Here is a 10,697-nt window from a genome sequence, read left to right as displayed (position 1 = left end):
TTGGCCGAAGAATGGAAAGCTATCTACAATCATGAACGGCCCCACGGATCCCTGGACGGCATGACGCCGAAACGCTACTGGGAAAACTGGACGCAAGAAAACCAATCAGCTATCGCATAGACGCTGGACTGCTAACGGGGGCCCAACCACAGGTACTGGTAGACGGTCTCCCGGCTGATGCCGTAGTCGCGGGCAAGGACGGCTTTCGGCACACCGTCGACGGCGCGCTGGACCAGCTCGCCCGCGCGTTCCGGAGTAAGGGTCTTTTTCCGTCCTTTGTAGGCGCCGCGCTGCTTGGCCAAGGCGATGCCTTCCCGCTGGCGTTCCCTGATGAGTGATCGTTCGAACTCGGCAAAGGCACCCATGACCGAGAGCATGAGGTTGGCCATGGGGGAGTCGTCGCCGGTGAAGACCAGGCTCTCTTTGACGAATTCGACCCGCACGCCCTTGAGTGTCAGGCCTTGGACCAGGGCACGCAGGTCATCGAGATTGCGGGCGAGCCGGTCCATGCTGTGGACAACTACGGTGTCCCCGTCGCGGGCGAACCGCAGCAACTCAGCTAGCTGTGGTCTGGCCGTATCCCTGCCGGAGGCCTTGTCCGTGAAGACCCGGTCCAGTATCTGGGCTTCGAGCTGGCGCTTCTCGTTCTGGTCCAGCGTGCTCACGCGCACGTACCCGATCCGCTGTCCCGTCACTGTGCCTCCAACCCTCTTCTGTCAGATTGATTTCTAAGGCCTTTCCGGCAGAACGTCAAGGCACTTGGACGTGGGAGCTCAGGTGGACCTATTCCGCTCGTCAAGGGATCTGACGAATGTTTGGCTACCTGTGGGTATAAAGAGAGCCTGAGGGATGAAGTGAAGGAACGTTCGCGCGCGCTGCAGAGCAACGGTCACCCGCCAGACTGGCCTCTGGGGGATCCTGACTTTTCGTACGCATCCCATAACAGGTTGACCACAACGAACAGCGAAATGGTCATGTAGGTAAAGGCTCCCACTCCGACTGACGTCAAGGTTGTTCGGACGGTGGCGTACGGAAGACTTGGGTCTTCCTGGTCGATGTCCAAGTTAGCTAGAACAACCAAATTTGCGGTTGCTACCAAGGAGACCACGACCGTAAAGAGTACGTGGGCGCCAGCTTCGTCGAGGGCTCTCAGGTCAACACCATCAGTTTGGTTCCTGCGCATCAGGAGGCGATCCCGCCACGAGGCGATTTGAGTGAAAGCGGCAAAGAGGGCACCTACAAGTACGGCGGCACCCGCGATGAACTGATCGGCATGAGGGAGAACAAAGCCAGAGGCCGCAGCGATGCCGGCAGCCGCCAGAGGGAGAACCAGGAGAACGGCCCTGGCCTTCCTATCTGGAGCTTCAGGACCGGTATCCCGTCTTTTCCGCAGTCCTTGTCCAACCCCCCTTAGGAGGGGACGGGGATCGAAGCGTCCAGGCACTCTTCTACCTCCACTGGCGAGATGGCTTTGACATCTACCCGTTCCTCAGCCGCCACGACCCGAACACGAGGGGCAACCTTGTCGTAGTAGAAGCGGAGGGAAGGTTCTCCTTCCGAAACCGGATACGTGAAAACATCACGCAGAGTATCCACGGCAATTGTTGTGGAAGCACCGGAATCGCTCATCACGGCGACAGAAGCAGTGTTGTATCGGGCCACTTCATCAATATGAAACAGGTTCTCCGTTTCAAGCAGCTCAGCAAGCTCGGAGACTCCCTGTGCCGCGGTTGAGGAGTTGCCGGCTTTTGCTCGATGGAACCACCTCTTACCTACGCTTCGCCCAATCTCTTTTTCGTTCTCGTCCCGCAGTTGGATTTGAAGGCTTCGTCTCACCTGTGGGCGTTTTCCGCCGCGGTCAGAGGGAACAGTGCTTCGAAATACTGCCGTGGCACTCTTTGCCGAGCCGATGATTTCGTCAATGTAGCTGTTGTCGACGGCCTGGCGTCGCGAGAAGAGCAGGCGGGAGTGGGGCACGCGGTTAGGTGGCGATATTCCTTCAGTTCGAGCAAGCTCGCGGGCTGCATCCTCGGCAGCCTTGGCGGATTTCTTCTGCTGCACGCCAGACTGAGTGAGAAGGCTGAAAAGCTCCGGAACGGGGTCCCGTCGGCGAATCGTGTGAGCCACCACCAGGAACTCTTTGCCGCTCTTAGGGAACAGGAAAGTGACATGATGTTCAGCCTCGGCGGACCACTTCTTGAGATCTCGGGGCTTTTTGTCGGGCCTCGTGGCTCTGCGATGGCTACCTAGCTCACCCACAGAGACAACCACGTGCCATAGATCATCACGGATCAGATGGGGCTCGCCAACAGTAACGGTCCGCGTGGGCTTCGGTGGCAGGCCCTCAACGGATGCCCTGGGCTCCAAATGGTGTGATTCCAGGTGGTGCAGGGACTCCAGTAGGGCAAGAATTATTTCGCTTGTTGAAGACTTGCAGGAGGCGTCCTCAGGTTCCTGGTCTTTGATGCGATTCTTGAAAGCTTGCACCACGTAGACGCGAAATCCATGAGTAGTTGCCAAATCCGGAACCTTTCAAGTTGAGTGCGTTGCCAGAGGCTCCCGAGGCCGGCCTCGGCTGGCTGCGGATGTACGTATCCGAGCTGATCCTCGGCCTCAGTGTTGCAAATCATTCTCAATTTCTTTGCGACGGAAGCTCAAGAAAGCATCAAGAAAGTTCCGCCCGGACTACTCCCGCGGGGCAACAAAGTTCTTGTTTGTAGGACCGGCGATCTAGGGCGCGCGCGCAACGGTACCTCACGGCTCAACGTCAGCCAGGAGGGCCGTAAAGATGGAGAAATTATATAGCGCTTGCAACTATCAGTACACTTACTTGACGTAACGTCCGTTATCGGTGTTGAACCAACGGTTAGGGAGCGCGCCCCCGGAAGGTCGAGGCGGACCAGGACCGCGGCATGAGCGCTCAACACTTCGTTGCCCTGCTGTCCGGGGAAGATGAATCCCCGCCTCGCTGGAGCAAGGCGGGGATTCCTCGCGTCACCAGGCTACTTCTTGGGAAGGCCTGCCGGGTTCAGTTCGGACTTCGTAACGGCTTCCGACGTCAGGCCCCAACGGTCGAGGATCTGGGAGTAAGTGCCGTCCTTGATGAGCCGGTTGAGGGCCGTCTGGGCCGCAACCGCGAGTCCGTTGCCCTTCTGCGTGGTGAACGCGATTTCAGCTGTCAGGGGCCAGCCGCCGTTGAGCGTGCCCACCTCCTTCGTCTTGCCGTCCTTGGCGGCCTTGTAGGCAGCCGACGCGTTCGGGCCGAACGTCAGGTCCGCACGGCCGGACTGCAGTGCCAGCGTTGAGGCGGAGTCGTCGTCGTAATACTGGAACGCGACCGGCTCGAGACCTTTCGCCTTATTCTCTTCGTCCCAGCGCACCAGGATCGCTTCCTGGTTGGTGCCGGAGCCCACGATGATGCGCTTTCCTGCGACGTCCTTGGCTTCCTTGATGTCACCGACGGTGGAGTCGGCCTTGGCGTAGAAGCCCAGGAGGTCATTGCGGTAGGTGGCAAAGTCGAACTTCTCTTTCCGCGCCTCGGTGACGGTGACGTTGGACAGGACTGCCTCGTACTTCCCGGATTCGACGCCCAGCGGCCAATCGGCCCACGCGACGGGAAGCACCTCGACCTGGAGGCCCAGGGACTCGCCCACCGCGTAGGCGATGTCCACTTCGCTGCCTATCAGCGTTTTGTTGTCCGTGGCGAACAGCGTCAGCGGAGCCGAGCCTCCCGTGGTGACCACGGTAAGTTTGCCGTCCGCCTTGATGGCTGCGGGCACCTGTGCGGCCGCCTCTGCATCGACGCTTGTTTTGATGCGGTTCTGCTCGGGAGCAAGGTTGAACGTCTTGCCTGCGGCGGTGGTGGAAGAGCCCGACGACGGTGCTGCCGCCGCCGTTGCGCCTGGGTCCGAGCAGGCTGCCAGTGCCAGCAGAGAAGTAAGTGCGAGGGCTGCCCCGGCAGCCTGTTTGGTCTTGACTCTGGTCATGATTTGCCCCTTGAAAGTGGAAGATGATGCAGCGGAAGTAACGCTTGTGGCAGCAACTATCCGGGAGCACCTGCACCAGATCAAAGGTCGCCGAAACGGTGCGATACGAGGGGCAACGGCGGTTAACCGGGCGTCAGGGGCCGTCACAAACTAAAAGTGAAGGAGCCCGGCCGCATGGCCGGACTCCTTCGTGCCTTCGAGCGGTTTTCGACGGGCCTTAGCCGGCCAGCGCCTTGATCACTTCCTTGGCCACGTCCTCGCTGGACTGCGGATTCTGGCCCGTGATGAGGTTGCGGTCGCGCACCACGTTGGAACTCCACGCGGCCGCGTTCTCAATGACGGCGCCCTTCTCCCTGAGCGCATCCTCAACCAGCCACGGGGTGTTCTCCCCGGTGCCGCCGTTCAGTTCCTCTTCGTTGGTGAAAACGGTGAGGCGGCGGCCCGCAAAAGCGAAGGAACCGTCGTCGAGCGTTGCGCTCAGCAGCCCGGCCGGACCGTGGCAGAAGGGTGCAATGACCTTTCCGGCACTATTGGCAGCAACGAGCAGGCGGCCGAGGTCGGCGTCCTTGTACAGATCGGCCATGGGGCCGTGGCCGCCGGGCATCACCACGGCGTCGTAGGCACTAATGTCGACGTCGGCCAGCACCAGCGGCGCCGACAGCTCGGCGTCGATGGTGGCCAGGTACTTGCGGAAACCGTCCGCTCGTTCCTGGCCGCCTGCGGACTCGGGGGCCAGGCTGACCTGGTCTACGGTGGGCTTCACCCCGCCCGGTGTGGCGATGTGGACCGTGTGTCCGGCATCCCGCAACACGCGGTGCGAGACAACGAGTTCCTCCGCCCAGTAGCCGGTGGGGTGTTCGCTGCCGTCCTTCATGGTGAGCGAGTCAGCGGCCGATACGGCCATCAGGATATTTGCCATGCTGTATCTCCAGTCTGTGCCGGACCTCTCCGGCGGATAGGTACGGGGTCCGCAGCGCTCAGGCCTCGGTCAATGCCTTGGACGCGGTCTCAAGCTCAGCGTAGGTTGCGTCGTCGATCCGGACCTCCGCCGCAGCCACGTTTTCTTCAAGGTGTTTCACCGATCCAGTGCCTGGGATTGGCATCATCACGGGCGAACGGCGGAGCAGCCAGGCCAGTGCCATCTGCGAGGTGGTGACGCCCAGCCGCTTGGCCGCTTCGTCCAGCGGGCCGCCCGGCCGGGCGAGTTCGCCTGCCGAGATGGGGGCCCACGGGATGAACCCGATGCCGTTCGCTTCTGCGTACTCGAGCACATCCTCGGAACTGCGGTCCGTCAGGTTGTAGCGGTTCTGGACGGTGGAGACGGTGAAGTGTTTTCCGGCCGCTTCGAGTTCGGCCACGCCCACCTGGGACAGGCCCAGCGCCCGGACCTTGCCTTCATCCTGCAGCTCGCGGAGCACGCCGAACTGCTCGTCCGCGTCCACCTTAGGATCGATCCGGTGCAGCTGGAGCAGGTCCAGGGTGTCCACCTTCAGCTTGCGCAGGCTCAGTTCGGTCTGCTGGCGCAGGTATTCCGGCCGGCCCACCGGGATCCATTTGTTGGGGCCGGTCCGGGTGAAGCCCACCTTCGTGGCGATCTTCAGCCCTTCCCCGTAGGGGTGCACGGCCTCGGCGATGATCTCTTCGCTGATGTTGGGCCCATAGGAATCGGCGGTGTCAATGAAGTCCACGCCGAGTTCGACGGCGCGGCGTACCACTGCGAGGGCAGCCTGGCGGTCTGCGGGTTCACCCCACACGCCGTCGCCTACGATGCGCATGGCACCAAAGCCGAGGCGGTGCACGGTTCCGAGGTCCCTGAGATCGATGGTTGCGGACAGTTCCGTCTGGTTCTTGTCTTGGCTCATAGGGGCGGCAACTCCCTCAGCATGCTGAGTATTCCGTCACGGGATGAAATATCCCCCGCGCCGCCGTCGTTGTGCAGAGTGTGCCCGCCGCAACCCGGCGCGGCCACTCCTACGCAACGCATTTGAAAGGCCGGCACCGACGTGACGCTTCCCCTCTCCATCCTTGACCTGGCAACCATTGGCAAAGGCCAGACGGCGGCGGAAAGTTTCGCAGGGAGCGTGGCCATGGCGCAACGGGCGGAGGAACTCGGATACCGGCGGATCTGGTACGCCGAGCATCACAACATGTCCTCCATCGCTTCCTCCGCCACCAGTGTGCTGATCGCCCACGTGGCCGCACACACCAGCACCATCAGGCTCGGAGCCGGCGGAATCATGCTGCCCAACCACTCGCCGCTGACCATCGCCGAGCAGTTCGGCACCCTTGAGACGCTGCACCCGGGCCGGATCGATCTTGGCCTGGGCCGCGCCCCCGGCAGCGATCAGAACACCCTGCGCGCGCTGCGCCGGGACCCGATGTCCGCCGACAGCTTCCCGCAGGACGTCCTGGAACTGCAGGGCTACCTCACCGGCCCCACCCGGATCCAGGGCGTCGAGGCCACCCCCGGCAAGGGCACCAACGTGCCGCTCTACATCCTGGGTTCGTCGCTGTTCGGCGCGCGCCTTGCCGCCCAGCTGGGGCTGCCGTACGCGTTCGCCTCGCACTTCGCCCCCAACGCATTGCAGGATGCCGTGGCGCTCTACCGCCGCGAATTCAAGCCGTCCGCCCAGCTCGATGCGCCGCACGTGATCGCCGGCGTGAACGTGATCGCCGCCGATTCCGCTGCCGAAGCGCAGGAAGCGTTCCGGGCCACGTTGCGAGCCCGGGTGGGACTCTTCTTCGGCGGCGGACGCGAGTTCACCGACGACGAAGCGGACATGATCCTGGACTCCCCGCAGGGCCAGCATGTTTCGCAGATGGTGAAGTACTCGGCCATCGGCACCCCGGACGCGGTGATCGACTACCTGGACGGGTTCGCCAAGCACTCCGATGCCGACGAACTGATCGTGGCACACCAGAACAGCGGCACCGACGCCCGGATCCGCTCCGTCGAGCTGCTCGCCGAGGTTGCCGGGCTGGCCCGGGTCTAGTCGCGGCTAGGGCTGAACGGGAGGATCGACCTTAGGCGACGTCGGCCGGTGCCCCGCGGCTGCGGCATGAACAGCGCCCTCGTCGTGGCCGGTCTGCTTTTTGCCGAACGGCAGTGCTTTGAGCAGCGGGCCAACGATAGCCATGATTAGGAGACCCCAGGCGAGCCCCAGGACGGCCGAGCATAGGGTGTTGACGAGCCAGGCCAGGACGCCGCCCACAGCCGCGATCCCGGCGACAGGGGACTCGATGGCGTGGACCAGGTCATACGGGGCGTGCCAGCCGAGGTCGTGTGCTCCCTGCAGCATGATGTGGCCACCCACCCACAGCATGGCGATCGTCCCGATCAGGGTGATCGCAGTCAGCACCGCGGGCATCCCCCTGACCAGCATCTCGCCGGCTCGCTGGGAGCCCGCGGAGTCCTTGGCTGCCAGGTGCAGGCCGATGTCGTCCATCTTGACGATGAGTGCGACGGCGCCATAAACGAGCGCCGTGATCACGAGCGCGACGATGACCAGGATGAGTGCCCGGACCCACAGGGATTCGTGCGCCACTTCATTCATCGAGATGACCATGATCTCGCAGGACAGGATGAAGTCGGTGGTGATGGCGCCCTTGGTGACCTTGGCCTCCGCCTCCGGCCCCCGGTCGACGGCCGGCGCGTCTTCGTCGGCCTCGTGGTGGCCGCGGAACTTGTGCCAGACCTTCTCGGCGCCTTCGTAGCAGAGGTAGGTGCCGCCCGCCATGAGGATGAACGGGATGGCCCCCGGGATGAAGGCGCTGATGAGCAGCAGCGCCGGCAGGATGATCAGCAGTTTGTTCCGCAGGGAGCCCCAGAAGATCCTCTTGATCATGGGCAGTTCGCGGGACGGGTCAGCCCCGGACACGTACTGCGGGGTGACGGCGGCGTCGTCGATCACCACGCCGGCAGCCTTGGCACCCGCCTTGGCGGCTCCGGCAGCGATGTCGTCCACCGAAGCCGCCGCTATGCGGGCCAGGGCGGCGATGTCGTCCAGTAGGGCGACGAGACCACCGCTCACAGCCCGCCCCCGTGATTGAGTGCGGACGGCTGGGCGTGGATGCCTCGGTCGAGGCGCGTGATTGGCATGCTCCGAGTCTAGGGCGGGGGCAGCCTGCCGAGAATGCTGGCGAATAGAGACGGGGGCGGGGGCCGCATCAAGGCGCGTCAACGAGGCGCGAGCCCTTCCGCCAAGGCCCGGCGTCCTTGACAATCCCCAACTGAACCGGTTAAGTAGTAACCAACTGAACCGGTTCAGTGGCGTGAGTCACAGAATCCTGACTCCTAAGGGCCCACCCGATGCCAGTAACCATTAGCGACGTCGCCCTAGCGGCCGGCGTCAGCAAAGGTTCCGTGTCGTACGCCCTCAACGGCCAGCCCGGCGTCAGTGCTGCTACCCGGGAGCGCATTCTCCAGGTTGCCAAGGAGCTGGGCTGGAAGCCGAGCCTGCGCGCCAAGGGCCTGTCCTCCGCGAAGGCCTACGCACTGGGCCTGGTGATGGCCAGGGACCCGAGGCTCCTCGGGACCGATCCGTTCTTTCCCGCGTTTATTGCCGGCATTGAAACCACGCTGGCCGAGCATGATTACACCCTCGTCCTCAGTGTGGCGACGGCGCCCGGCGCGGAGGAGCGTGCTTACCGAAAGCTGGCCGACGGCGGCCGCGTGGACGGGGTGATCCTGGTCGACGTGYGGCATAACGACACCCGGATCGGGCTCCTCCGCGAACTCAAACTGCCTGCCGTAACCCTGAACCGGCCGGATGCGGACTCCCCGTTCCCGGCGGTCTCGATGGACGACACTGACGGCATCTCCGCTGCGGTGGCACACCTGGTGACGCTCGGCCATGTCCGGATCGGCCACGTCGGCGGGTCCCAGGAGTACATCCACGGCCGTAGCCGGCGCCTGGCCTGGGAGGCGGCCATGGCAAGTGCCGGGCTGACCGCCGACCTGTTCGCGGAAGCAGATTTCACGGCGGCCGGCGGTGTGGCAGCAACGGCTGAACTCCTTCGCCGCCCCGACCGCCCCACCGCGATTGTCTACGCCAACGACCTGATGGCGACAGCGGGACAGTCCTACGCACAGTCCCAGGGCTTTGCCGTCCCCGGTGACTTGTCAATCACCGGCTACGACAACGCCGAATTCACCCAATACCTCAATCCGCCACTCACCACCATCGCCACGGACCCCATGCGTTGGGGCCGGGTAGCCGCGCAGGTTCTCCTGGACCAGCTCAACGGCGCCCACCCGGGCCAGGACACGGACCTTCAGGCACCTTCCCTGCTGGTCCGCGCGTCCACCGGTCCCGTCCCCTCATAAACCACTCACTGCACCATCGAGCACCCCATCCAGTAGAAGATCCCCACCGGGACCAGTACCAAGGAGTCGCAATGAAGCGCTTTACCAAAGCCACGCGAATAATGTCTGTCGCCGCACTGACCGTGATGGGCGCCGGCCTGGCGGCGTGCGGTGGCGGCGGAGGGGGCGGCGGCGGAAGCGCGGCCTCCGCGACGACAGCCAAGGGCCCCATCAAGATCTGGTACTCCAACAACGAGTTCGAGGTGAAGTGGGGCAAGGCCATGGTGGATTCCTGGAACACGGCCCACCCGGACCAAAAGATTGACGCACAGGAGATCCCGGCCGGCAAGAGCTCCGAGGAAGTCATCGGCGCCGCCATCACCGCCGGAAACGCGCCCTGCCTAGTCTTCAATACCGCCCCTGTGGCCGTTCCCCAGTTCCAGAAGCAGGGCGGCCTGGTGGCGTTGGACAGCTTCCCCGACGGGCTGCAGTACATCAAGGACCGCACGGGCGATCTCGCCGACCAGTACAAGTCCTCGGACGGCAAGATGTACCAGCTGCCTTGGAAGTCCAACCCCGTGGTCCTCTTCTACAACAAGGACCTGTTCGCCAAGGCCGGGCTGGATCCGGCCAACCCCAAGCTTGGAACCCAGGCGGAGTTGCTGGACACGGCACGGACCATCGTCAAGACCGGCGCTGCTCCGAACGCCCTGTGGCCCTCACCGGCCAGCGACTTCTTCCAGGCGTGGTTTGATTTCTACTCCTTCTACGCCGCCAACACCGACGGCACCCCGCTGGTGAAGGACGGCAAAGCGACCTTCGACAGTGACCAGGGCAAACAGGTAGCCACCATGTTCCAGACTCTCTACAAAGAGAACCTGGCGTCCAAGGAGGTCTACCAGGGCGATTCCTTCCTTGAGGGGAAGGCCGCCATGGCCCTGGCCGGCCCGTGGGCCATCGCCGCCTACAAGGGCAAGGTCAACTGGGGCGCCGTTCCCGTTCCGGCTGCCACAGCCAAATCAACCACTTCCACGTTCTCCGATGCGAAGAACGTGGCCATGTACAGCGCCTGCCAGAACCAGGGGACTGCCTGGGACGTCATGAAGTTCGCCACCAGCCAGGAGCAGGACGGCAAGCTGCTGACTGAGTCGGGCCAGATGCCCATGCGCAAGAACCTGAGCACCACGTACCCTGACTACTTCGCCCAGAACCCGGCCTACGCGCAGTTCGCTGAGCAGGCTGCCCGCACGGTGGAGGTGCCCAACGTCGCGAACTCGGTGGAGGTCTGGCAGACGTTCCGCACGGCCTGGTCGAAGTCCGTGATTTTCGGCAACGAAGCCATCGACACCTCGTTCCAGGGCGCTGCGGACAAGATCAACCAACTGGTAGCCCAGAAGTAGCGTGAC

11 protein-coding genes are annotated in these 10,697 nt (G+C 63.5%); 5 read left to right on the top strand and 6 right to left on the bottom strand.

What is annotated here, in order from left to right:
* The coding region (locus tag AC1DIM_RS13685) for an integrase core domain-containing protein (protein ID WP_477711044.1) at nucleotides 1-120 on the top strand (120 nt) is incomplete at its 5' end.
* Between the two features lie 11 nt (nucleotides 121-131).
* On the opposite strand, the gene AC1DIM_RS13680 is transcribed toward AC1DIM_RS13685, so the two are convergent.
* Nucleotides 132-695, bottom strand: a complete 564-nt coding sequence (locus AC1DIM_RS13680) for a recombinase family protein (protein ID WP_477711042.1) — start codon at nucleotides 693-695, stop codon at nucleotides 132-134.
* A gap of 428 nt (nucleotides 696-1,123) precedes the next feature.
* Between AC1DIM_RS13680 and AC1DIM_RS13675 the strand changes: the two genes are divergently transcribed.
* Nucleotides 1,124-1,414, top strand: a complete 291-nt coding sequence (locus AC1DIM_RS13675) for a hypothetical protein (protein WP_477711041.1) — start codon at nucleotides 1,124-1,126, stop codon at nucleotides 1,412-1,414.
* Here the strand turns inward: AC1DIM_RS13675 and AC1DIM_RS13670 are convergent.
* The 4 genes from AC1DIM_RS13670 to AC1DIM_RS13655 form a co-directional block, all read right to left on the bottom strand.
* On the bottom strand, nucleotides 1,411-2,520 hold the full coding sequence (locus AC1DIM_RS13670) for a hypothetical protein (protein WP_477711040.1): 1,110 nt from the start codon (nucleotides 2,518-2,520) through the stop codon (nucleotides 1,411-1,413). The two genes, AC1DIM_RS13675 and AC1DIM_RS13670, sit on opposite strands and share 4 nt — an antisense overlap.
* Before the next feature lie 482 nt (nucleotides 2,521-3,002).
* A complete protein-coding gene (locus tag AC1DIM_RS13665; RefSeq protein ID WP_477711039.1) occupies nucleotides 3,003-3,986 on the bottom strand; it encodes an ABC transporter substrate-binding protein in 984 nt (327 codons plus the stop codon).
* 217 nt (nucleotides 3,987-4,203) lie between these two features.
* Nucleotides 4,204-4,905 carry a type 1 glutamine amidotransferase domain-containing protein gene (locus AC1DIM_RS13660; protein WP_477711038.1) on the bottom strand — a complete coding sequence of 234 codons (702 nt, stop codon included), beginning with the start codon at nucleotides 4,903-4,905 and terminating at the stop codon, nucleotides 4,204-4,206.
* A gap of 58 nt (nucleotides 4,906-4,963) precedes the next feature.
* Nucleotides 4,964-5,848, bottom strand: coding sequence for an aldo/keto reductase (locus AC1DIM_RS13655; RefSeq protein WP_477711037.1), 885 nt, complete (start codon nucleotides 5,846-5,848; stop codon nucleotides 4,964-4,966).
* 141 nt (nucleotides 5,849-5,989) lie between these two features.
* Between AC1DIM_RS13655 and AC1DIM_RS13650 the strand changes: the two genes are divergently transcribed.
* Nucleotides 5,990-6,979 carry an LLM class flavin-dependent oxidoreductase gene (locus AC1DIM_RS13650; RefSeq protein WP_477711036.1) on the top strand — a complete coding sequence of 330 codons (990 nt, stop codon included), beginning with the start codon at nucleotides 5,990-5,992 and terminating at the stop codon, nucleotides 6,977-6,979.
* A 6-nt stretch (nucleotides 6,980-6,985) separates the two neighbouring features.
* On the opposite strand, the gene AC1DIM_RS13645 is transcribed toward AC1DIM_RS13650, so the two are convergent.
* On the bottom strand, nucleotides 6,986-8,017 hold the full coding sequence (locus tag AC1DIM_RS13645; RefSeq protein ID WP_477711035.1) for a DUF808 domain-containing protein: 1,032 nt from the start codon (nucleotides 8,015-8,017) through the stop codon (nucleotides 6,986-6,988).
* 278 nt (nucleotides 8,018-8,295) lie between these two features.
* Here AC1DIM_RS13645 and AC1DIM_RS13640 point away from each other — a divergent pair, with 278 nt between their 5' ends.
* Both AC1DIM_RS13640 and AC1DIM_RS13635 read left to right on the top strand, forming a co-directional pair.
* Nucleotides 8,296-9,312 (top strand): LacI family DNA-binding transcriptional regulator, encoded by a 1,017-nt coding sequence (locus AC1DIM_RS13640; protein WP_477711034.1) that lies wholly within the window; start codon nucleotides 8,296-8,298, stop codon nucleotides 9,310-9,312.
* A gap of 71 nt (nucleotides 9,313-9,383) precedes the next feature.
* Nucleotides 9,384-10,691: an ABC transporter substrate-binding protein gene (locus AC1DIM_RS13635; protein ID WP_477711033.1), complete on the top strand. Its 1,308-nt coding sequence runs from the start codon at nucleotides 9,384-9,386 to the stop codon at nucleotides 10,689-10,691.
* Nucleotides 10,692-10,697: the final 6 nt, after the last annotated feature.

This window comes from Pseudarthrobacter sp. 01T43, assembly GCF_056398665.1.
The sequence above is the reverse complement of the archived record's forward strand: the minus strand, read 5'-3'. Positions and strand labels throughout refer to the sequence as shown.